The sequence below is a fragment of the Rhodococcus sp. 06-418-5 genome (assembly GCF_002258285.1).
Taxonomy (GTDB): Bacteria; Actinomycetota; Actinomycetes; order Mycobacteriales; family Mycobacteriaceae; genus Rhodococcoides.
The window spans coordinates 12,143-36,606 of record NZ_NOYE01000009.1 but is presented as its reverse complement, the minus strand read 5'-3'; the positions used below and the strand labels follow the sequence as shown (position 1 = coordinate 36,606).

Annotated in this window: 13 protein-coding genes; 9 read left to right on the top strand and 4 right to left on the bottom strand. The window is 66.8% G+C overall.

Translation table 11 applies throughout. The features are described from left to right. Positions 1-94: 94 nt before the first annotated feature. Positions 95-595: a Pro-kumamolisin, activation domain family protein gene (locus CH274_RS04075; RefSeq protein ID WP_094656840.1), complete on the bottom strand. Its 501-nt coding sequence runs from the start codon at positions 593-595 to the stop codon at positions 95-97. A 297-nt stretch (positions 596-892) separates the two neighbouring features. On the opposite strand from CH274_RS04075, the gene treS reads away from it, so the two are divergent. The 3 genes from treS (at position 893) to CH274_RS04060 (ending at position 8,337) form a co-directional block, all read left to right on the top strand. After that, on the top strand, positions 893-3,073 hold the full coding sequence (treS, locus tag CH274_RS04070; RefSeq protein WP_032396074.1) for a maltose alpha-D-glucosyltransferase: 2,181 nt from the start codon (positions 893-895) through the stop codon (positions 3,071-3,073). A gap of 39 nt (positions 3,074-3,112) precedes the next feature. Further along, positions 3,113-3,661 carry a hypothetical protein gene (locus tag CH274_RS04065; protein WP_094656839.1) on the top strand — a complete coding sequence of 183 codons (549 nt, stop codon included), beginning with the start codon at positions 3,113-3,115 and terminating at the stop codon, positions 3,659-3,661. Between the two features lie 86 nt (positions 3,662-3,747). Continuing rightward, on the top strand, positions 3,748-8,337 hold the full coding sequence (locus tag CH274_RS04060) for an EAL domain-containing protein (RefSeq protein ID WP_094656838.1): 4,590 nt from the start codon (positions 3,748-3,750) through the stop codon (positions 8,335-8,337). Between the two features lies 1 nt (position 8,338). Here the strand turns inward: CH274_RS04060 and CH274_RS04055 are convergent, their stop codons facing one another. The 3 genes from CH274_RS04055 to CH274_RS04045 form a co-directional block, all read right to left on the bottom strand. Continuing rightward, positions 8,339-9,799: a dynamin family protein gene (locus CH274_RS04055; protein ID WP_032396077.1), complete on the bottom strand. Its 1,461-nt coding sequence runs from the start codon at positions 9,797-9,799 to the stop codon at positions 8,339-8,341. Then, positions 9,796-11,604 carry a dynamin family protein gene (locus CH274_RS04050; RefSeq protein WP_045196879.1) on the bottom strand — a complete coding sequence of 603 codons (1,809 nt, stop codon included), beginning with the start codon at positions 11,602-11,604 and terminating at the stop codon, positions 9,796-9,798. Before CH274_RS04050 ends, CH274_RS04055 begins: the two co-directional genes overlap by 4 nt. Positions 11,605-11,752: 148 nt before the next feature. Next, on the bottom strand, positions 11,753-14,278 hold the full coding sequence (locus CH274_RS04045) for an IniB N-terminal domain-containing protein (protein WP_094656837.1): 2,526 nt from the start codon (positions 14,276-14,278) through the stop codon (positions 11,753-11,755). Between the two features lie 261 nt (positions 14,279-14,539). Between CH274_RS04045 and CH274_RS04040 the strand changes: the two genes are divergently transcribed. The 6 genes from CH274_RS04040 to CH274_RS04015 all read left to right on the top strand — a co-directional run bounded on the left by CH274_RS04040 (position 14,540) and on the right by CH274_RS04015 (position 24,247). Beyond that, positions 14,540-16,309: an Hsp70 family protein gene (locus CH274_RS04040; protein ID WP_094656836.1), complete on the top strand. Its 1,770-nt coding sequence runs from the start codon at positions 14,540-14,542 to the stop codon at positions 16,307-16,309. 7 nt (positions 16,310-16,316) lie between these two features. Then, the gene (locus CH274_RS04035) at positions 16,317-18,827 is read left to right on the top strand and encodes a helix-turn-helix transcriptional regulator (protein ID WP_094656835.1); all 2,511 of its coding nucleotides are present in this window, start codon (positions 16,317-16,319) and stop codon (positions 18,825-18,827) included. 43 nt (positions 18,828-18,870) lie between these two features. Further along, positions 18,871-20,031 (top strand): hypothetical protein, encoded by a 1,161-nt coding sequence (locus CH274_RS04030; RefSeq protein WP_094656834.1) that lies wholly within the window; start codon positions 18,871-18,873, stop codon positions 20,029-20,031. Then, positions 20,028-21,674, top strand: coding sequence for an Hsp70 family protein (locus CH274_RS04025; RefSeq protein ID WP_094656833.1), 1,647 nt, complete (start codon positions 20,028-20,030; stop codon positions 21,672-21,674). Before CH274_RS04030 ends, CH274_RS04025 begins: the two co-directional genes overlap by 4 nt. A 75-nt stretch (positions 21,675-21,749) precedes the next feature. Further along, positions 21,750-23,048: a S1 family peptidase gene (locus CH274_RS04020; RefSeq protein WP_179275635.1), complete on the top strand. Its 1,299-nt coding sequence runs from the start codon at positions 21,750-21,752 to the stop codon at positions 23,046-23,048. 89 nt (positions 23,049-23,137) lie between these two features. Next, entirely contained in the window at positions 23,138-24,247 is a 1,110-nt protein-coding gene (locus CH274_RS04015; RefSeq protein WP_094656832.1) for a S1 family peptidase, read from the top strand. The last annotated feature ends 217 nt before the right edge of the window (positions 24,248-24,464 follow it).

Here is a 24,464-nt window from a genome sequence, read left to right as displayed (position 1 = left end):
ACTCACATGGGGCGAAGCCCCTCCACAGCAGTACGCCGCGACGATCAGCAAGGATCGTCGCGGCGCAGCGGGGAGAAAGCTGTTGCGGAAGGAATTACTCGGCAGGCTCCTCGGCCGGTGCGGGAATGCAGCTGTGGCTGAGAAGGCCACCGGTGATGTTGTCGAGGAAGTTCGCATCGAGTGCACTGGCGAATGCCGCGGCACCGGCGGGACGAGCGATCCATTCACGATCGACCGAGGGCACCGTGTACGTGGCCGCTTCGCCTGCCTCGATGGTCGCCTCGGTGTTCTGACCCTGCACGCCCGGCAGTGCGCCGTAGTTGACGTTGACGTTCGAGGCGTCGTCCGCGCCGACGTTGTCGACCTTGACCTGCAGTGCGACGACACCGCCCTCGGGTGCGTCCTCGACCGTGGTGTCGCAGACGGCGGCCATGGTCACCACCAGGTCCGGGCTTTCGAGCACCACCGAGCCGAACGGGCCGACGGGTTCGGGTGCCGGTTCGGCCGATGCTGCCGGTGCGAGGGCGACCGCACCGATGGCGGCGGCCAGAGCGGCCGTCGAGGCCAGGATCGATGTGCGGGCAAGACGTCGCATGAACAACTCCTGTAGCTGAGGGGGATGTGACTCATGAGTCTGATGTGACAGATGGGTCAGTTGGTACCTGACTCACTATGGCCTATCCGAATCAGACATTCCACACCAGGCGGTCTCGATTCGATGACGTTCGCATATCGAAGGAAAGGGCCCCTGGCGAATCACATCCGTGTAGTTCGGCGTAGGTTTCACCGGTCGGCGAGCCAGGTTTCACCGCTCACCGATCAGGGGAACCACAACCCTGCGGATCGGCCGCGCCCTACGTAGGGTTGAGGAAAAGCGAGGCTACGGAGGCACATGGATCCCGAAGTGCAGCACGAACCGAGCGAGATCACCTACGACGAGAAGTTCTATCCGGCTCGGCCGAAACCACTTCGACCCTCGGTGCGTCGCGCCAACCGAAGCAACAGCCCCACTCCCGACAGCGAACCGGTGGCGTCGAACCCCGAGTACGTGGACTGGCTCACCGAACAGTCGATGCTGCGCGATGCCAAGTTGATCGCCGAGCAACTCTCGGGCAAGGGCAGCATGTGGCAGAACCCGTATGCCGACCCCGATCCGCGCGCCGCCGTCGAGCGCGCACCGGTGTGGTTCACCGCGTATCCCATCTCTGTGATCAACGCCCCACAGACGAGTTTCCTGAGCACTCTCGGCGACGAGAAGCTGTGGCAGGCGTTCTCCGAAATCGGTGTCACCGCAGTGCATACCGGCCCGGTGAAGGTGGCAGGCGGTATCCACGGTTGGCGTCCGACCCCCTCGGTCGACGGACACTTCGACCGGATCGGCATGCAGATCGACCCCGCATTCGGATCGGAAGAAGAGTTCCGACGCCTGTGCGTGGTGGCCTCGGCGTACGACGGCATCGTGATCGACGACATCGTTCCCGGCCATACCGGCAAGGGCGCGGACTTCAGACTTGCCGAGATGGCCGTGGCCGACTACCCCGGCATCTACCACATGGTCGAGATCGAACCGCAGGACTGGCATCTGCTGCCGCGAGTGCGGGCCGGTGCCGATTCTCAGAACATCGACGCCGAGGCCGAGGCCAATCTCGCCCGCGCCGGATACATCATCGGTCAGCTGCAGCGTGTCATCTTCTACGAGCTCGGCGTGAAGGAAACCAACTGGAGCGCAACACCTCCCGTCGTCGGTATCGACGGCGTCGAACGTCGCTGGGTGTACCTGCACTACTTCAAGGCCGGTCAGCCGTCGATCAACTGGCTCGATCCCTCCTTCGCCGGAATGCGACTGGTGATCGGCGACGCGTGCCATTCCATCGCCGATCTGGGTGCAGGCGCATTGCGGTTGGACGCCAACGGTTTTCTCGGTGTGGAGCGTCGAGCCGAGGGACCGGGCTGGTCCGAGGGCCATCCACTGTCCGAGGCAGCGAACCACCTGATCGCCAGCGTGGTGCGCAAGATGGGCGGGTTCACCTTCCAGGAGCTGAACCTGACCATCGACGACATCAAGGCCATGGGTGCCAACGGAGCCGATCTGTCGTACGACTTCATCAACCGCCCGGCATATCAGCATGCCCTCGTCATGGGGAACACCGAATTCCTCAGGCTCACCATGACTTTGGCCCGCGATCACGGCGTCGACACGGCGTCTCTGGTGCACGCGTTGCAGAACCACGACGAGATGACGTTCGAGCTCATCCATTTCGCCACCCTGCACGCCGAGGACGAGTTCACCTACGGCGGCGAGGCGGTCAAGGGCAGCGATCTGGGTGACCGTATTCGCGGTGAGCTGACCGATCGACTCACCGGACGGTGGGCACCGTACAACCGAACGTTCACCACCAACGGAATCGCCTGCACCACAGCGAGCGTGATCACCGCATCGCTGGGCATCCGCGATCTGGACCGCATGGACGAGCGAGACATCGACACCGTCAAGCGGGCTCACCTGCTGTTGGCGATGTACAACGCGTTGCAGCCGGGCGTGTTCGCCCTGTCGGGCTGGGATCTGCTCGGCATTCTGCCCATCGACGCCGAGGAGGTCGACGACCTCATCCGCGAAGGTGACACTCGGTGGCTCAACCGTGGTGCACACGATCTGATGGGGTACTTCCCCGAGGCCGTGCGCTCGGAGTCGGGGATTCCCCGCGGGCGCAGCCTGTACGGCTCGCTCCCCGAGCAGCTGGCCGACCCACAGTCGTTCGCCCGCCAGTTGGCGCGAATCATCGAGTTGCGCAAGCGGTTCGGAATCGCAACCGCTCAGCAGATCGATATTCCGACGGTCTCGCACAAGGGCCTGCTGGTCATGGTGCACGAGCTCAGCCAGGGAACCATCCAGGCGACGGTACTCAACTTCTCGTCCGAGGAGATCAGTGCCACCATCCAGTCCAAGCACCTGGTGCCCGGTACATGCGCCGTCGATGTCTTCGACGACAACGAAATCGCCACCGTTGACGAGCTGAACAGCTTCCCGATGACCCTGCGTCCGTACGAGGGTGTGCCGGTGGTGCTGCGCTGAGACAGCGGCCCGTCACCGCCGACGGATAGACTCCTGCGCGTGGCCGATGAACAGAACGACCCGACATCGCGGAGGCCCCGCCCTCCCCGTCCGCAACCACCGCGGCCCGATGTCGCCGTCGAACCGCTGCGGCCACGGCAGGAGCCCACTTCCTCGGTACTGCCGAAGGTCGCGAATGCGCTGTGGGCACTGACAGCGGCACTGATTCTCGCGTTGGCCGCGGCGGCCGCCCTGAACTGGGAGCCTGTGCTCTCCGGCGTCGAAAATGCAGTAGCGCAACAAGATTCGACAGCAAGTGCGGCCGACGTCCGCAACACTGCCTCGGCCACGCTGCTGTCCAGCGGGGCCGCCGCGGCTGTGCTCGTGCTGCTCGGTTTCGTCGCACTGAATCTACTGCGCAATGCAGCGACGTCGTCGAAGGTCCTGATGGGCGCGGTCGGAATCCTGACCGTCGGTGCATCGATCACGTTCTCGACGTTCGTCTCCGACGCTCCCGCGTTGCTCGGTGGCGTCCTGCACTGGGGGCCGTTCGTCGTCGCGGGTGCCTCCGCGGCCACCACCCTCGTCGCGCTCGCACCCCGGCGCTGACGAGTCGCGTCCGCGCGTCCGAAGAACGTACGGTACCGGTCATCGTGTGGTTGAGTGAGTGCCGACGTCCAGGAAGGTGCCTGCCGATGGTTGACGGAAACGATGGCCATCCCAGATTGCGGGTGGTCGGAGTCGGCAGTTCGGCCGGTGGACTGGACGCGGTCGCCCGGTTCCTCTCCGGAGCTCCGGCCGCCGCTTCCTGGTGTTTTGTCGTGGCTCAGCACCGAGCTCCGAATCAGGACAGTGCCCTGGTGGAACTTCTCTCGCACCACACGACGATGGCAGTGGTGGCCGCCGTGGATGGAGCGAAACTCGAACCTGGGGTCGTCTACGTGGGGCCTCCCGGCTCGGACATCGTGGTCGCGAAGGACTCGATACGACTTCCGCAACCCAGTCCACAGAAGCGACCATGGCCGAACATCGATCGGTTGCTGCAGTCGTTGGCCTCGGAATTCGGCCCCGACGCCGTGGGCGTGGTCCTGTCCGGCAGCGGCGGTGACGGTGCCGCCGGGGCGACCGCGATCCGCGACGGCGGCGGGGTCGTTGCAGTCCAGGACCCGACGACCGCGGCATTCGAGCAGATGCCCACCTCCACCCTCGACACCGGGTCGGTGAATCTGACCGCTCCTGCCGAGTCCATCGGCACCGAACTGCACGACCTGTTGTTCGGGCGATCGGCGCGCCCTGCGGACGAGCAGACCGGTCCCACAACGGACGGGGCAGCGGCGGAGGACCGACCCCGGTCGGAAGTCTCGACCGACACCCCGGATCCGGACGCGGCAGATCTGGCGACGATCGTCGAGTGCCTGCGCCTGGCCACCGGTATCGACTACTCGCGCTACAAGCGTTCGACGTTGAGTCGACAGATCGAGCGTCGTCGACACGGTAAAGGGATCTCGGTGGCCGAGTATGCCGCCTCGCTGGCGGACGACACCGCCGAAGCCGGTGCACTCGCACGAGCGATTCTCGTCAGTGTCACCTCGTTCTTCCGCGACGGAGCAGTGTGGGAGAGCGTGGGACTGCGGTTGAAGACCGTGGTCCGTTCGCTGGCGGCTCACGAACCCCTCCGCCTGTGGATACCCGGATGTGCAACGGGAGAAGAGGCTTACACGATTGCGATGTTGGCTGCCGATGCTCTCGATGGTGCCGAGAACAGGAGTGGGCTGAGCAGCAGATTGAAGGTGTTCGCCACCGACCTCGACGACGCTGCGCTGACCGTCGCGCGGCGAGGCCAGTACCGCGCCACCGAGGTCGAGGCCGTTCCACAACGGCTTCGTGACCGATGGATGTATCAGTCCACCGCCGGATGGGCCGTCGTCCCGGAACTGCGCGAGTGCATGATCATCGCTCGCCACAATGTGGCGTACGACCCGCCGTTTCCTCGGGTGCACCTGATCTCGCTCCGCAACACACTCATCTATTTCGAGCCGCGCCTCCAGGCACGGGTGATGGATCTGTGCCACTACGCCCTGGTGCCGGACGGGCTCGTCGTTCTCGGCTTGTCGGAGCGAATCTCCAATGTCGATGCCGTGTTCACCGCGGCCGACTACACACACCGAATCTACCGGCGGGGCGACTCGAGCCGCCTGCCGTCCATCGCCGTGACTCGACGCCTTCAAGCTCCACCGGCCGGCGGGGCCAATTTCCCGAGCGGCACAGGCCCGACTCGCGCCGACACCGAACTCCCATACCGCCGCATACTCCAGATCACCTCGGCTCCGATGCTGATCGTCGACGACCGCGATGTACTGATCGAGGTGATCGGCGACGTCTCACGATGGTGCACGGTCGGCGAGGGTAGACAGACCGGGGCGGTGGCCGAGATCATCCGGGAACCCTATCGCCTCAAGGTGCGGACGCTACTCAGTCGACTGCGTCAAACCGAGTCCACAACAGTGGAATTGGTGGCCGGCGAGGCACATCGCGTGCGCATCACGGGCGCTCGGGTATCGACGGAGTTCACGACCCGGACGGTCGTGTCGTTCCGCGCCGAGGAGTCTGCGCCCACGCACGGAACGGTGGATTCGTCCACACCCGTCCTGGACATGAATGCACAACTCGACTCCACGCAGCGGGCGCTGGAGGCCATCGTCGCCGACCTCGGATCTTCGAACGAAGAACTGCAGGCGATGAACGAAGAGCTGCAGGCATCCTCGGAGGAATTACAGGCCACCACCGAAGAAGCCCAGGCCGCCAACGAGGAACTCGAAGCGACCAACGAGGAGCTGACGACCCTCAACCAAGAACTCCAAGCGCGCACCAACGAGGCGCAACAGGCCAACTCCGATCTCACCAACATTCAGTCGTCGCTCACCAGCGGACTGATCATCATCGACCGCGAACTGCGCGTCACCCGCTTCACTCCCCTCGCCGTTCGCTTGTTCTCGTTGATCGACGCGGACCGAGGCCGACCGCTCACAGCCATTCCCTCCACGGTCGAGATCCCCGGCCTCGAGGAGGACCTCAACGCGACACTCGAACATCGCCAGTCGCGCATACGCGAAATCAGCAGCGCCAACGCCGATTACCTTCTGCAGACCCAGCCCTATCTGGGTTCCGACGGCGACGTGCGGGGTGTCATCGTGGTGGTGACCGATGTCGGCGAGATCAGCGCCACGAGGCGGGCTCGCGATGCCGCACTGAGCAATTTTCACCTCGTTGCCGACTCCATCCGCGAGATAGTCTGGCAGCGCGACGCCACCGGCACGCTGACGTTCGTCAACTCACGCGTCGAGGACATCTACGGTCTCGACCGCGACAGGGTCATGGCGGAGCCGCGGCTACTTCTGTCGACCGTGCACCCGGAGGACCGAGACCGAGTCGCCACTGTTTCTGCTGCTGCCGAACAAGATTGGACATGCGAGTATCGCATCGTCCGTCCGGACGGATCGATTCGTTGGATCGAAGAAGTTGCCCACACGGTCCGTACGACCGACCCCGCCGACCGACTGGTCATCGGCAGCGCCGTCGATGTCACCGACCGCCGAGTCTTCGAGGACCAGGCAGCGGAGCGGAGTGCCGTACTCGACGCACTCTTCGGCACGGTCACCGCCGGGATCGTCGTGCTCGATCGCGAGAACCGGATACTGTCCATCAGCACCGGTTTCACGGCCATCACCCGATTCGAGCCACACGAATTGATCGGAACGAGCCTGTCGATGCTCATCGATCGAAGGGCCGGAGCCGTGGCCCCTTCACCCGAGATCGAACCGGGTCCGGCGGACAACGGTGCGTTCGACAGCTGGACGGTCGTCGACGCACATGGATCGTCGCATCCGATCAGTATCGAATTCCGTGCCGTACCGGTGAAATCCGATTCGCCCGCCGGACCGCATTCGGTTGCAATCGTTCACGACACCTCACGGATACGCGAAATCAGCGCCGACCTGGCCGCTCGGGAACAGTTCGACCGACACACCGGTCTGCTCACCAGGCAGTTCTTTCGATCACGCCTCGCCGAACTCCTGGATTCCGGGACCACGAGAGTCGCTGCACTGTGGATCGACCTGGACGACTTCAAGGAGATCAACGATCGCTTCGGGCATCGTGCAGGTGATGTCGTACTGCGCACGGTTGCTGCACGACTGCAGCAGGCTGCACGCCGACACGACATCGTCGGTCGTCTCGGCGGCGACGAATTTGCCGTTCTCGTGACCCGAAGCGAGGACCTGGACAGCCTCGAGATCCTGACGCACAGAATTCTTCTGGACTTACGGAACCCGATCACCCTCGTCGACGCGACGGTGTACGTCTCGGCATCGATCGGTATCGCCCTGAGTCCGGACGACGGCACAACTGCGGACGCACTGCTGCACAACGCCGACACGGCCATGTACGAAGCGAAGAAAGGCGGCCGTGACCGTCACATGTACTTCGCTCCAAGCATGAACGCGATCGCAGACGACCGGGCATCGATCCGCCACGAGCTGGGAGAAGCGTTCCGCAACAAGGATTTCGAGTTGCACTACCAGCCGATCGTCGATGTGAGCACCGGCCGGGTGACGATGCTGGAGGCACTGGTCCGATGGCGGCGGAACGGGGTCGTCGTTCCCGCTCAGGAGTTCATCGACCACGCCACTCAGACAGGCCATCTCCGGGCGTTGGGAAAGATCGTTCTCACGTTGCTCGATGCGGATCTGAACCTACTCGAAGACGAACTCGGTGAGACCCGCCCACAGGTGGCCGCGAATTTCTCCGGAATCGAACTCGACGAACGCGACGTCATCGACCGTCTCATCACCTGGGCACCACCAGGAGGGTTCGACAAGCTCGTCATCGAGGTCACCGAATCGGCATTGCTCGACGAGCACGGTCGAGCCCGAGACACCCTGGGCATACTGAAACGATTCGGCGCGAAGATCAGCATCGACGACTTCGGCACCGGATACTCGAACCTCGAGCTGCTCGACAGACTCGAACCGGACGTCATCAAGATCGACCGATCTCTGCTTCAGCGAGCATCGAGTCACCCGCGCGGCCGAGCCATTCTCGATGCCGCTGTGCGACTGGCGAAAGCGCTCGATGCACGAACCGTAGTCGAAGGCGTGGAGAGCCAACAGATGTGGGACTACGTGTGCACACTGGGCGTGGACATGGCGCAGGGATATCACATTGCCCGACCGATGCCGCTACGCCAGGCGATCGACTGGATCGCCGCGGCCGATTCGGCCCGATAGATCAGGCCAGAGACGCGAGTATTCCTTCGGCGCTGCGGGCCGCCGTGGCGCACGAGGTTGAGGTGAACCGGTCCAGCAGTGGATGCTCGGACAATGCGCGCCACTTGTGCACGGCCGCCAGCGCGGTGTCGCGCTGCTGAGCTCGTCCGGCATCGGGAGGCAGATCGAGACGCTCGGTGGCAGCGATACCGAAGCCACCGATGATGCGCTGCAGCTCGAGCAGTCCGCCGTCGGGCAGTTTCGGTGTGGTGGAACGCAATCGACCGAGCAGACGCAGTTCGGCGAATCCGTGCACGTCGGCGAGCATTCGGCCGGCCTCGGTGCGAAGCGCGTGAGACTCCGGCCTGAACTCCAGGATCCGTTGCAGCGCAACCAGAGCCGAATGCAACTTCAGCTGGTCGGCACGTTGACCGAACTGCACGTCGATCACCGACCGAAGTTCGGTGAGCCCACTGCGCTCGACCAGATCGGCAGCCAGCGTCGGCGAATCGCGCACCCCGAGCCGAATCAACGTCACAGCCATCCGAATACCGAACAGCCCGAACCGGTCGACGATGCTGGCCCGCAGCGCTGCATCGACCGGGAGCGTGCTCTCCGCGCGCACGAAACGGTCGGCCGAGAGCATCGCCAACTGCAGATCCTCGGTGGGCACGGTCGCCAGCATCTCGAAGGCCGCGAACTCGTTCTGCCGCAGGGTTTCCGCGCCGAGCGCGAGCAGTCCTGCAACCGGAACCACCGCCTGGCACAGGCCGGTGGCCTCGAGTTCGGACGCGAATCGCGCAGCGACCTCCTTGGCCGACATCATCGCGTCCATCCGCCCCGAACCCACCTCGTCGGCTCGCGAGACGACGCCGATCACACCGAGCGGTCCCGAATCGCCGCCCACGTGCGCGCCGATCTGACCGAGAAACGACACGTCGGTCGCATTGAGAGTGCGCAGCAGATACACGACGGCGTCCGCACCCGACGACGAGTTCTCGGGCGTGAGCATCGCCAACGTGCGTGCCGACACGTCTCGCGACAGAGACGAGGTACCGGGGGTGTCGATGATCGTCGTCTGTGCCAAAGCGCTTGCAGGCCATTCGACGTCGAGTCGGTCGACCTGCGCGGCCGTCAACGACCCGAGGTCGAAGGTCAATCGCCCGTCGCGCCGTTGCACCGGCACGTTCGCGGCTCGGTCACCGTCGTACCAGGCCGTGACGGCGGGAGTGACGCCGTTGCGGTACCACGTGACGACCTTCGTGCACTCGGTGGCGTCGGTCGGGGCGATATCCTGCCCGACGAGAGAATTCAGCAGCGTCGACTTACCTGCCTTGAGTGATCCCGCGAGGGCCACGCGCAGCGGCTCGTCCAGGCGGTAGAGGCATTCGTCGAGCATCCAGGACGCTTCGGCATCACCGGAGTACGTCGATCGTGCCGCAGAGATGAGGTCGCGGGCCCGGGCGAGAGCCGCCACGCTCATACGGCAGCGTCCTCGACCAGAGATACTGCCCGAGAATTCAGTTCGGACACCACCCGCATGTCCTTCTCCAGCGCGGCGATGCGAGCGGCACGGTCGGTGTTGTCGGCAGCGGCGGCCTCCTGCGCCGAGCGCAACGACTCGTTGAGCGAGCGCAGCGTCTGCTCGGCGATCGAGGTGAAGTGATCACGCAGGACTCGCTGAATCTGCCGCAGCCGGTCCTTGGACTCCTTGCCCACCTGGAAGCTGACGTCGTCGGTGAATCGCCTGATCGCGATCTTGGCCTCGGACCGCCGCGCTTTGACGCGGTTCTCCTTGTCCTCCTTGTACGCCTTGGTGCCCAGCAGTACGCCCGCACCGATCGAAATAGGGTTGAGCAGACTCAATCCGACGAACGTGGTGATCAGGCCGAACATCAGCACACCGCCGTAAGACCCGCGCATTCCCACCAGGACCTTCTGGGTGATTCCGATACGACCGGATTCCAGATCGGCCAGGGACGAGACGGGATCGAGGACGTTGTCGAGATCACCGAGATCCAGATCGGGCAACGCTGCCGCTCCGGACGAGGCGAAGTGTTCGGCCACCAACTCCGAAAGCCACAGTGCCCGTTCGTGAGCCCAGACGAAGTTGTCGCCCACCGACGCGGCGATCTGCTCCTCGAGCCACTCGCCGAGCTGCGGCCAATCCTTGCCCGGATCCCCCTCGTCGACGGTCTCTTCCGCTTCCCGGGTGACGCGCCGCAACCGGTCGCGCAGATCGTGATCGATGTCGGAGGCGAGATCGGCGATACCGTCACCGAGGGTCTGCTGCCATTGCGACGACCGCTTGTGCAGCTCCTCGGCGGCGGCCTTGGCGCGCTGCAGCCCGGCGACGGCCGCGGCGGCTCGCTCCGGATCCTTCAGTGCCGCAAGCTCACTACCGAACGAGAGCGTCAGATGTTCGGTGACAGAACGGACATCGAGCGAGACCGAGGAGCGCGCCAGCACATCCGCCCGGGCCACCACGTCGTCCCGCAGAAACGCGTAGAGCTGCTGGAAACCGGACTCGGCGTTGAGTTCCTCGTCGTTCAAACGCAGTGCGTGCGAACGCAACAGAGACGAGACCGGCAACATCTGCACGTCGATGCCTGCGCGATCCAGGTGTCCACGATTGGCCTCGACGATCTGCCGCCAGTGCGGATACAGGTCGATCTTGGTGATCAGCACCGCCACGGCCGGGCACAGTCCCTGCACCTGCCGGAGAAAGGACAGTTCCGGCTCGGTGAATTCGCGCGAGGCATCGGACACGACGAGCACCGCATCGGCCGACGGAATGAGACCCAATGTGCCTGCAGCGTGCGGATTCGTGTGCCCACCGACTCCGGGAGTGTCGACCAGTACCAACCCGTCGGCGAGCAACGGGCTCGCCACCCCGATGTCCAGGCGCAACACCTCACGGCCTTGGGCCAGCGGACTCGACGGGGTGACCGTCGTGATCTGCTCGGGCGGAACATCGACTCGAATCGGTTCGTTGCCCGGATCGGCGAGTACGAGCTGCGCGGACAGGCTCTCGGCATTGGACACCACGGTCGGGATGGCGGTGGTCTCGTCGTCTCCGACCGAGCACACCGTCAGATTGAGCAGCGAATTCACGAACTGACTCTTGCCCTGCTTGAGCGGTCCGACCACGATGATGCGTCGACGTGGATCCAGCACTCGCGAGCGCGCCGCCTCGACTCGATCCACCAGGTCGGATCTTCCCGCCGATGTCGCCACCGCCGCGGTTCGGCTCAGCAGCTCTGCCAGCTCCGTAGATTGCCCGTCCATACGCTCGTGCTCACAACCGTTCTCGTCGACTTCCGCGGTACCCGGGCTCCACTGACGCCCAGGAACGAACTCTAGCTACGACTCGGCCCCGAGTGCCGGGGAACACTCGGGGCCGAGTCATGTCATTGCCTACCCGCAGGCGAGGGGATCAGGGCTGCGTCGGGTCGAAGTCGTGATCGACGGTCACATGTCCCAGGGAGTCCGCTGCCGAGTCCACCGAACCGTGCAGGCTCGAGTCGCTGAACAGGCTCGAATCGGTCTCGCCCTGACCGAAGACGTCCGAGTCGACGCTCGACCAGCCGGAGCCGTTCGCCGTAGCCGAGGAATCGAACGAGCTGGAGTGATCGAACGATCCCGATGCCGCGGAGGAAAGGCTGCCGCCGGCGTCCGCCAGTCCCTCGACACCCGACTGCAGGCCACCGGTGAGGCCGCCCGCGGCCTGGCCACCGAGGTCGGCAGCGGAATCAAACCCGCCGCCCGCGGAAGCCGCAGCGTCCGCACCAGCATCCAAACCCGCACCCACGGTGGACGCGAAGTCGCCTCCGATCGAGGCACCGGTGTCCAGTCCTGCGCCGACGTTGGACGCGATCTCGCCGCCCACCGAGGTTCCGGCGTCGACTACTCCGCCCGCGGCACCTTCGAGGCCACCGGTAACCGAGCCTGCAGCTCCCGCGGCACCTTCGAGGCCCGCACCTGCCGACGCCGCTGCATCGATTCCGCCGCTCACCGCACCGGTGACGGCTCCTTCGAGTCCGGCACCGGCCGAGGCCGCAGCATCCACGCCACCGGCGACTCCGCCCGCCACTCCGCCCGCGATACCGCCGCCGAGGCTGCCGAGTCCGGCCAGGCCGCCGGTCAGACCCGCACCTGCATCACCCACTCCGGCCAGACCACCGGCCACACCTGCACCGACGTTCCCGACGCCGGCCAGGCCACCGGCCAGATCTGCACCGACGTTTCCGACGCCGGCCAGGCCACCGGCCAGTTCGCCACCCACGTTTCCGACGCCGGCCAGGCCACCGGCCAGTTCGCCACCGACGTTCCCGACGCCGGCCAGGCCACCGGTCAGATCAGCACCGACGTTTCCGAGGCCTGCGAGTCCTCCGGTGAGGCCCGCGCCCAGTCCGCCGAGTCCGGCCAGGCCGCCCGACAGGTCTGCGCCGAGTCCGCCGACTCCGGCGAGTGCTCCTTCGACGGTTCCCGAGAGGTCTGCTCCGGCGGCAACCGCTGCGTCGATCGCTCCGACGAGTCCTGCGCTGACGTCGGCTCCGGCTCCGAGTGCGGCTCCGAGGTCGAGTGCTGCGCTGGTGTCGAGTACCGATTCGAGGGCGGTGCCGAGCTGGGCTCCGGCTGCTCCGCCGACGCCGAATGCCGTTCCGAGGATGCCTTCGAGGCCGCCGGCAACTCCGCCTTCGAGGCCGCCGACAAGTCCGCCGCCGATGTTTGCGCCTGCTCCGATCGTGCCGTCGAGTGCAGCGTCGAGTGCGGCGGTGAGGCTGCCGATTGCGCTGGTGTCGAGATCGAGTGCGGTTCCCAGTGCGCCGCCGACCACTGCGCCGAGGTTGCCGCCCGCGGCCAGCAGGGCGTCGACATCGAGGTCTGCGAGGGCACCTGCGTCGAGGACTGCTCCGAGCGCGGATCCGATGGATCCTGCGATGGCACCGTCTGCGGCGAAGAGACCTCCCAGGCTCGCGCCGACTCCGCCTGCGAGGTCGCCGACCAGTGCGCCGCCTGCGCCGAGCGCGCCGTCCAATGCGGCACCGATGTCGGTGGTCAGATCTGCTCCGATGGTTCCCAGCCCGCCGAGTGCGCCGCCGATTCCCGCGGTCAGAGCGGCACCGAGGTCGCCGGCGATGTCCAGTCCGGCTCCGGCACCGAGTGCGGCGTCGAAGACTCCTCCGAGGGAAGCGCCGAGCTCTGCACCGATGGTTCCGCCGACTCCGAAGACCGCACCGAGTGCGCCGGCCAGGCCGCCCTGGATGTCGGCCAGTGCGCCGAGATCGACGGCACCGGTCGCGCCGATGGCGGCGTCGAGTGCTGCCTGCAGCTGTGCGGCGATGTCTCCGCCGATCTCACCGCCGATGCCTGCGCCTGCTCCGATCAGTCCGGTCAGTGCAGCGCCGAGTCCGACGGTTCCGCCGAGCAGACCGTCGAGGTCCAGATCCACGCCGCCGCCGAGCCCGCCGCCGATACCTGTGCCTGCACCGATCAGAGCGTCGAGTGCGCCGCCGAAGGCAGTGCCGAGCTCGAGACCGATCTGGCCTCCGACGGCCAACGCTGCAGCGAGTGCTGCCTGCAGGGAAGCAGCGATCTCACCGGTGACGTCGATTCCTCCGGTCAGGCTGCCGCCCGCTGCGAGTCCGCCGCCTGCGACTGCGCCTGCTGCCAATCCGAGTCCGGCGGACAGTCCGCCACCGAGGCTCGCGCCTCCGGCGAGTGCGCCGTCGAGTCCCGCCGACCCGCCTGCACCCAGGATGGCCGAGAGCTGGCTGCCCGCACCGGCGAACAGTCCCGACTCCGCGACCAGAGGTGCGACCGCGACGATGTCGGCGTGAGTGACGTCGCCGAGTCCCGCGGCGGCCAGCGTCGTCTCGGGATTGGCGCAGTAGGCGGCTGCGGCCTGGTCGTCGCGCAGCAGGCTGAGGATGAAATCGAGTACGGCGTTGGTAGCCATCGTGGGTCTCCTTGACGAGGGGTGCTTCGTGGTTGATCACAAAGCTATGCACCGCAGAGCCCCCGCCCAACGGGGCCGATCCCCCTACTCCCCCGGGGGTTGCCAGGGGACTTCGATTAGGGGATCTCGGCGCTTTAGGGGATTTCACTCGTTTCACGCTCTAACCTGCTGTGAGACGTAACGAATAGGTAGCTTCTGCCGACAGTGCGAGTAACGGCAGAAGTACCGACGGCAGGGCGAGACGAAGGCGGCGACACGACGATGAACGCAGGGCTCGGCATACGTATCGGTTCGGTGACGGCGGCGGCCGCACTGGACACCGATCCCGTCACCTCGGTGGTCAAGCGTTCGGCACTCGACCTCCGCCCGGGCGAAGCCCCGCGTCTGGCAGAGCTGTGGGACCGGTCCACTCGGAATCTGATCAGCGGCTTCGCCGACCGGGTCGGCGATCCGGTGGAACTGATCGACGACGACGGCCGCAGCCATCACGCCGAGGACCTGTACGCCACCGCTGCTCGCGCGCTCGTTGCCGAGGCCTCCGCCGGAACCGAGTCCGCTCCTACCGTCGTCGTCACTCACCCCACTCGCTGGACCGCGTACACCGCGGAGGTTCTCGGTGACGCGCTGGACCGCGCGGGGCTCACCGACGTCACGCTGGTCCCGGAGTCCGTCGCAACGATGCGCTGGCTCGAAGTCACCCGAGGAACGCAGTCCGATGGCCTGGCCGTGGTCTACGACCTCGGCGCGACCGCACTCGACGTCACTCTGATGCGCACCGGCTCCGAGGCAGGCACCGTCGGCACCGGGGTTCACTCGCAGGAGTACGGCGGAGCGCAGTTCGATCACGCGATCATGCAGTACGTGCTCGACACCGTCTCGGGCAGCCAGTCCTTCGAATTCGATCCCTTCGATCCCGATACCGTCGGCGCGCTGGTGGAACTGCGGGCACGCTGCGGTGAAGCGAAGGAACAACTCTCCTACGACACCTCGACGTCCCTGACGGTCGACCTGCCGGGCCTGCACACCGAGGTTCGCCTGGTGCGCTCCGAGCTCGAAGAACTGGTGCGCGCATCTCTGCTCGGGTCGATCGGGGTGGTACGCGACGCCGTCACGGCCGCCGGCCTCGACGTCACCGACATCGACCAGGTGGTCCTCGTCGGTGGCAGCTCGGCCATACCACTGGTCGCCGAGCTGATGTCGTCCGAACTGCGTGCACCCGTGGTCGCCGGACCGCGTCCCGAACTGACCGTCGCAATCGGTGCCGCGATTCTCGGCAGCGACATCGCCGACGCCACCGCCTCCGACGACGCCGCAGCCTTGGCCGCGGCACCCACCACGGCAGTGGCGTCCGATGCGGCGGCCGCGCCGATGCCTCGCCCCACCCCCCGGCCCGCACCGACGCCAACCGCCGTCGAATCCGACGCAGGGATGTCCGGTCGCAAGAAGGCCGGCGTCGTGGCCGGATCCGTTCTCGTCCTCGCCCTTCTGGCCGGCGGAGGCCTGTCGGTGGGAACGGCGTTGACCTCCGACAACACAACTCCGGCCGAATCGAACGCGGAAACGTCGATCTCGAGCACCGAGACGCCGGGCACCACCGCAGCGGTGGCGGATGCCGCTACGACGACGGCGGCCACCGGCGAGAACGGTGTCGCCGCAAGCGGATCCGAGAGCGCACCGACCACGGTGGTCAACGCCGACGGCACGGTGACGCAGATCGACCCCGCCACCGGCGCTCCGGTCGCGGGAGCGCCTGCTGCAGCCCCAGCCGACAACGGCGCGGCCACGGTTCCGACTGTCCCGTCCGTCGCTGCTCCGACCGTTCCCAACTACCAACCGCCTGCCGTGCAGGTTCCGCAGGCACCGAGCGTGCAGGTTCCCAGTTATCAGGGCCCCACTCTCGGCGATGTCGGACAGGGCGTCGGTAACGGGCTCGGCGGAGTGGTCGGCGGCGTCGGTGACGGGCTCGGCGGTGCCGTCGGCGGCGTCGGTGACGGACTCGGCGGAGCCCTCGGCGGCTTGACCGGCCGATAGGTCGATCGTGACCAGTACGCGTTCCGGACTTGTCGGCGTCGAGCGTGCCGATCGTTTCGTCCGTGATGCTCTCGTAGCCAACGGATTTCATGTCGTAGTCGGAGTGAGCGGCTCCGGCCGATCCGCGGTTCTCGAGTCCGTTGCGGCGTCGACGGACGTGTACGCGGGCACCATCGCCGACGCGCCGTCCGGCTCGACGATTCTCGTCGATGATGCGCACCTGCTGTCCGAGCAGCGTCTCGACGAGATCGCAGCGGCTGCAACCCGATCCGATATCACTCTGATCGTCGCCACCGCGCCGCGCAGTTTCGATTCACGCATCGAGAAGCTGATCGCGTCCGCCGGCTCCAACCGATTGACACTGGTTCCGCTGGACAAGGTGGCCATCGCGGCCAGGGCTGCAGCAACCGTCCGGCCGATCTCGGCGTCGCTCGCCGCTGCCGTCGCCAAGGCGACCGGCGGAGTTCTCGCCGCTGTCGACGCGGCCCTCGGTGCGCTCGGCGGGGACCGTTCCGATCCGGCTCCGCTTCGCGTGGTCGCCGAATCGATTGCCGAACAACACCGTCGGATGCTGATCGAGACCACCGACGACACACGGGCACTGCTGCTCGCAGCTCGGTTCGGCGTCACACCGGACCCGGCATCGGCCGCGCAGATCGTGCCGCGTGCGACCGATGTCGAGTCGATCGTCGATCTGGCCTGCAGCTCCGGCATGCTCGACACCACGGGCACGTTGATTCCGTCCGCCGAGGCCCCGCTGATCGAGATGATCGGAGACGGGCGCTGCCGCGTCCTGCTCTCGTCGATCACCGAGGTCGCCACCCGATCCCGCCTGCTCGACGCCACCGCGGCCCGTGCGTTGGCGGAGCGCGGCGTCGTTCATGCCGGTCTCGCCGATTATCTTGTTCAGCAGGCGGATTCGGCTCCCGTCGATGCCGCCGGTGCCCTGTACGGCGCGGCCGTCGAGGCAGGGTTCGATTCGATGATGCTGGCTGCGAGACGGTCCGAGGTCGCGGCGGCCACCGGGGATCTGGACGAGGCGGCGAGATTCGCCGATGCGATTCTCGACGGTGCCGCGGGGTGCGATGCGGCGGATCTGCGGACCGCGGTGCGAGTGTCGGCGTCGATTGCGGCGCAACGCGGAATGTCCTCGCGCAGTGCGCAGTTGTTCGCGTGGCTCGGCGAGGACCGACTCGGACCCGACGCCGTGTGGGCTGCCCTGTCCGCCGCGGCAGCCGGTGATCGCAGCGCCGCCGACCGTTCCATGGCTGCCGTGGCCGCTCTCGCGCCGACGTCGAGTACCGCGTCGGGCAGCCTGCTCGTCACCGGAGTGATCGGGTCGATCGATTCGCGAAACGCAGCGGCGTCGAGTGCGAGTGCGAATGCACTGATGCGGGCAATGACGTTGACGGGCAATGCTTCCGATCGCTCGTGCACACCGGATACTGCCGCTGCCGTGTCGGCCTTGCACGCGGTGCACTGCGGCGATCTGCCCCGGGTGGATTCCATCGTGACGCGGGCACTCGACGAACATCGTCCTGGTTCCGAGGCGCACACCAGGCTGAGCCTCGTCGGGGCCTGGGCGTCGATGCTGCGGGGAGAGACCGCCGATGCCGGTGCCGCGATCGAGGCACTGCGGATTCCGGTGTCGCACGTGCGCAATCAGTTGTTTCTGCACGCGATTCGGGTGGGTCTGGCTCGTAGGTCCGGTGACTCGGGGTCACTGATCACGGCATGGACCCAGGCGCAGAGCGTGATCGCCGAGTACTCCACAGACCTGTTCGCGCTGCTGCCCCTGGGCGAGTTGCTACTGGCCGCAACACGACTCGGCCAGGTGGACCGCGTCGAACATCTGGTGTCGCAGGCAACCGATCTGCTCGCAGCGCTCGGCGATCCGCCCGTCTGGGCGTCGGCGCTGCATTGGTACCAGGTGCAGGCGGCCATCGTGGCCCAGACTCCCGATGCGTTGGTGCCGCACGCCAAGGCCCTGGCCGCTGCCGCTCCGACTCACCCGTACAGCGCCGCTCTCGCCGCTGCCGGTCGCGCATGGCTCGGGGTGTTGCAGGGCAGACCCGACGCAACCGAGGTGGAGACCTCCGCGCGCACCCTCACCGCCTTCGGGCTGCCATGGGACGGAGCCCGACTGGCGAGCGAGGCCGCCCTGACCGTCACCGATACTGCGACGGCGACGTCGCTGCTGCACATCGCCAGGTCGTTGCGCCAACCCAGCTCGACCGGGCGCGACAACCCGCGGTCGACGCCGCAGCCGACGGGCTCGCTGAGCGAACGCGAGGCCGAGGTCGCCGAACTGCTCGTCCTCGGAGTCACCTATCGCGAGGTCGGCAGCCGGCTCTACATCTCCCCGAAGACCGTCGAGCATCATGTGGCCCGCATTCGGCGCAGGCTCGGTGCCCAGTCGCGGTCGGAGCTGATCTCGATGCTGCGCGCCATGGGCTACGGGGCCTCGACCAGCGTGGGCGTCGGCCCTGTAACTGTGCGGGGACCGGGAGCGACATAACGACCGAGCACCACTCCCCGAGTCGAGAACAGGTAGCAGCGCCATGACCGAGCAGCCCGGCAGTGCGAGTGTCGGCGCACCGGATGTCGGCCTCTACCTGGACGACGAGCGCGCCGTCGCCGCCGTGTCCCATCCGATTGCGCCCGGACCCTCGCTGCACCTGGCGTCACTGCACGCGACCGTGCTCAACACTCATCCCGACGGCACCGTCTCGCTCGGAGATGCGACCGACGACGAGTCCGAGGCCTACACACATTTTCTCGACACCCTCGCCGACGGCGTGGGTGTCAGCGGCAGCAAGGGCACTGTTCTGCCTGCCGAGCAGCTGACGTCGATGGCCCTGCTGTGCCTGCTCACCGAGGTGGCGTCGTCGATCGATCTGCAGCCGCGCGATCTGGCGGCGGCCGCGACCTACCCTGCCCGCTGGACGGCCGAGCAGGTGTTCGCTCTGCGTTCGGCGATGAACGCACACGGCCTCGCCCACGTCTCGCTGGTGCCCGAGGCCGAGGCGCTCGCCGCGTGGAACGCGTCGGTCCTGCAGACCCTGCAGAAGAAGGACTCCGGCGTCGCCGCCGCCCGCGGTGCTGCGATTCTGGCTGCTCGATTCCCCGTCGATGCCGTCACCGAGCGGTTCGCGGTGGTCTCCCCGACCGGATCCGACCGTCGCCCACTCTTCGCTGCGGCGGCGTTCGCTGCTGCGTTGACCGTCGGTGCCGCACTACTCGCACTGCAACTCGGTACGTCCACCGATACCGCGGTCCCCACCATCGACAATGCCCAGGTGGTGCCGCCGACATCCTCGATCGGCTCCGGATCGGGTGGCCCGATCGACTTCCCCACCGTCGTTCTCGAGCCTGCCGCTGAGATCGCTCCCGTCGTTCCGCTGCCCGCGACCACCACGTTCGCGGAGGAGACGACTCCGACCGAAACCTCCGACCTCCCGCGGCGCGAGCCGACCGAGACCGAGATCTCGACACGCCCGGCGAACGAGGCACCCGAGGACACCACCCCCGAAAAGCCTCCGATCTTCGTCGAACCGGTCGAGCCGGAACTGCCGGTCGAGGAGCCGACCGATCCGCCCACCGAGACTCCCGAATCCGGCCAGGACACCGAGCAGACTGCATCCGAGCAGGTTCCGGCGGCCCGCGGCGGCACACCCTCCGACCGAGAGCCGAACGACCGATCGACAGGGGACACTCGATGAGCGGTACCGGTCACCTCGGAATCACCGTGGGCAACACCAGGTCCGTCGCGGCCTACCGCGCATCGGTGGAGGACGAACCGACGATCGTCGTCCTGCCGACGACCCTGCGCTTCGACGAGGACGGCCGCGCCCACCTCGGTGAATCGGCCGACACGGCCCCGTTCACCCGGTTCGTCGATCTGGTCGGTCAGCAGGAGGATCTCGAGCCCGACGCCGACGCCTACCGCGCCGAGGACCTGATGGCCAACGCCGCCAATTGCCTCGTGACGATGGTGTCGGCGAAGGACGGCGTGGTCGGCGACATGCCCGTCACGACCATGACGTACCCGATGCGGTGGACTCGGGCCGCCGTCGCCCTGCTGCGCGACGCCCTCGATCACACCGGCCTCGCCGACGTTGCCCTGGTGCCCGACGCCAAAGCCTCGAGCGCGTTCGCGCAGCCGAGCTCTTCGGCTGCGGTCACGGTGGTCGACATCGGAGCCACCGGCACCGACATCTCCACCTATCCCGGAGGTGGGACCGTCCGTGTCTCCGGCGTAGGCGGAGACGCCTTCACCGACGCACTCTTCGATCACGTGGTGACCGATCGCGAGCACATCGACCTGTCCGACGCGGCAGTGCTGGCTGCCCTTGCCGGCGTCGTCGCCTCGTGCGAGGCGGCCAAGCAGACCCTGAGCACGGCCGAGACCGCCACGATCTCCGTCGAACTTCCCGGTGTCTCGCAGTCCACGACGGTGACACGAGCCGAGTTCGCGGACCTCGTCGCGCCGTTGCTTCACCGTCTCGACGTACCGGGGACCGGCACCGTGATACTCACCGGTGCCAGCGCCTCACTCCCGTCGGTCGCGACGCACCTCGGTGAACGCTCGTCGGGCCGAGTACTCGTCGAGCCGCTCGCTGCGACCCGCGGCGCACTGGTACTCGCCGAGGTCGAGGACGTCGACGGCAACTCGCTGGTGACCGGTGCCGCGCCGATCGTCACCCGTAACGACGGCACGGAGTCCCTCGACACCGACGCCATCCCGGTCGTCGCGCCGGAACCGTCGCTCGCCTTCTCCGAGGCCATTCCCGCGGTCGCTCCGGTGTTCGACCATTCGGAATTTCGATCCGAGCCGATCGTTCCGGTCGACGAGAACGCCGCGACCACCGGTTACGTTCCCGCCACCCCGGTTGTCGACGCATCGGCAGGGGCGAAGAAGGAACGCAGCGAGCGCTCCCGAACGATCGCCACCATCGTGGCCGGCGCAGCGGCAGGCGTGGTCATCGTGCTCGCCATCGCGGCAGTGAGCGGAGTGTTCGGCTCCGGCCCCGCCGCGACGCCTCCGACAGTCACCGATGCCGGCTCGCCGATCGTCACCTCGACTCGCACGCCGTCGACCACCACCTCGAGCCCCGTCGAGCCCGTCGTCGTTCCGGAAGTGATCGACGAGCCGACGTACGAGCCGTACGTCCCGCCCGCGCCTTCTCCCCAGCCTGCCCCGCCGCCTGCGCCGGTGCCCGCGCCGACGACGGTGGTCCCCACCACGACACCGGTGGTCACCACGACTCCGGTGACGACAACCCCGGTCACCACCACGACTACGACCACCACCACGACCTCGGCTCCGGTGACGACCACGACCGACCCGGTCCCCAACCCCTGACCTGCACGAACACTGATTCTGCGCCCGATGCCCTAGGGTGGGTCGCTGATGCCAAGCACCCGATGAAGGGATTTCATGCGTAACACCGGGGCGCTGCGTGCCGCAGTGCTGTGTTCGACGGCTTTCGTTCTTCTCGCTTCGTTCTCCGGGACGGCAGCAGCGGACCCCGTCGTCCAGTCACCCGCCGATCAGCTTCCCCGCGAGCTCGTCGAGGCCGTGCAGCGAGATCTGAAGATCTCCCCGCAGGAGTACCTCGATCGTGCTGCTCGCGCGCAGGAACTGTCCGCATACGCATCGGACTTCCGGGCCAGCCGTCCCGCCGACTTCGCCGGTGCCTGGATCGGGCCCGACGGCAATGCCGTCGTCGCCGTCACCTCGCCTGCCGCGGCACAGGCCGTCGCCAAGGACGGATACGCCACCGCGCAGTCGCCCGTGTCGGCAGACGGGCTCGAGAAGTCGCTGGCCGATCTCAACAGTTGGATCGCGGGCCTCCCCCGCGAGATCTCGGAGCAGATCAACGGCACCGCCATCGACTTCATCGACAATCAGATCGTCATCGACCTGGTGAACAGCCCGATCGGCAGCGCACTGAATCTGCCGACACTGCTGGCGAACATCAAGGTCATTCTCTCTCCCGGCGGAAACAAGCCGGTCGACCCGACTCCGATGGGCGGCGACACCTACGTCACCACCTCCGGACCCATCGCCGACGCTCCGGCCACCGACATCAGCATCTGCTCGTTCGGCTTCAACGCCGTCGCCCCCTCCGGTGCCGCCGTCAATCTCAGCGCAGGCCACTGCAATCCCGACAAGGCCACCGGATCCGGCGGCGCACCGGTCTATCTTCCCGATCCGGCCGATATCGCACGCAGCACGCAGATCGGGTCGTTCGATCGGTCGAGTCTGGGCGCGGAGGACGGCCTCGACTGGTCGGTCATCGCGTTGAACGACACCGGCATCGCGTCCGGACTCGACCGCCCCACCGTCCGTGGCGCGAACGGCAGCACCGTCACCGTCACCGGAACAGCATCACCGGTCATCGGCGCACCGGTCTGCAAGTCCGGGCAGTCGTCGTCGTTCACCTGTGGAGTGGTTGCGGCCGATCGCGTCGAGACGCAGCTCTACATGGAGGACGGCACGTCCCGCACCGTACGCGGATTCGCCAGCACCGCATGCACTCTCGCAGGCGACAGCGGTGGAGCCATCGTGACCGGGACACTCGCCCTCGGCATCACCAGCGGATCCAACAGCGGCGGCGCACCCGACTGCAACGAGGCGAACCTCGCGCTGGCACAGTACGGCGGCACCGCCAGCCTGGGCATTCCCATCGATCAGGTCACGCGCGCAACCGGAGCCACGCTGCGAACCGACTGAGTCGGGTACTTCGGGAGCCCTCCACCGCCTATAGTCGTACTCCAGGGTGAACGGCATCACATCACCAGATGCCCGGGGGAGAGGTTTCTATGCGTCGCCGAGCTTTCCGGCTGTCGTTCGTCGCGGTTCCGATTCTGGCGACGATGGCGGTGTTCGCACCGACCGCGAGCGCAGAACCACCATTGCCTCCCGCGCTGGCCGACGCCGTGGCCCGTGACCTCGGCCTGACTCCGCAACAATTCCTCGATCGGGCCGACGCGGCACGTCGACTGGCCGACTTCACCGATACGGTCGGTTCCGACGGGGTCGCGAGCGCGTGGCTGGACGCCGACGGACGCCCCGTCGTCGCGGTGGCGGACGGACCTACCCGCGCCGACGTGGCAGATGCCGCGTCCGCCAACGGCTTCGAGATCGATGCCTCGCCCCTCGTGATCCCCCAGGCCATGTTCGATGCCGTCCGGCCGCTGTGGGACCTACTCCACTTCGATCCGTCACCGACGGCAGGCCCGATCCGTGCGAGTTCGTATCTCGGCGGCGACAGCTTTCTCGCGGGCACACCGGCCGGCCTCGGGCAACGTTGCTCGCTCGGGTTCAATGCCGTCGACACGACGCGCGGATCGGTCAACATCACTGCAGGCCACTGCAATCCGAGCACCACCGATACCGGCTCCGCAGCACTGACGGGCGCGTACCCGATGTACGGCAGTCTCGTGGGCTCGAAATTCGGAACGTTCTACCGAACGAGCCAGTCGCGCAACGACTACGCCTTGATCGACATCGACGACGCAAACGTCGCCGAATTCGAGAGCAACGCAGTGCGAGTCCCCGGAGCGGACCCGCTGCATGTCACCGGCACGGTCGACCCGATCGTGGGTGCGCCGGTCTGCAAGTCCGGATCCAGAACCGGATTCAGTTGCGGCACAATTCTTTCCACCGGCCTGCAGGTGGCACTGGGAGACAACGTCCTGGACCGCAGTTTCTCCACCTCGATCTGCGCGCTACGCGGCGACAGCGGCGGCCCCGTCGTCAGCGGCACCCTCGCCGTCGGAATCGCCAATGCGTCGAACGTGGGAGACCAGCCCTCCTGCGAGATCGCGACCGTCGTCAGCATGCTGCAGGGTCAGCGACCCGAGCTGTTCGCCACCCCCATCAACGACGTACTCGCAGAGAACCCCGGTCTGACCATCCGAACCTCGTAGGCGTCCACCCGGACAAACACACCCGCGCTCCGTATGATCCGACGAGTCCATCGCTGCGAGGCGCATTGGCGCGCTCGAACAGTGCACCCGTTCGACTGCTGAGGCGGAACCTTCCATGACCGAACTGCTGTCCGTCGGATTCACACTCTTCGGCTACGCCTACACCATCGTCGTCGAGGCCATCTCGCTCGCCACCATCCACGGAGCCTGACGGATT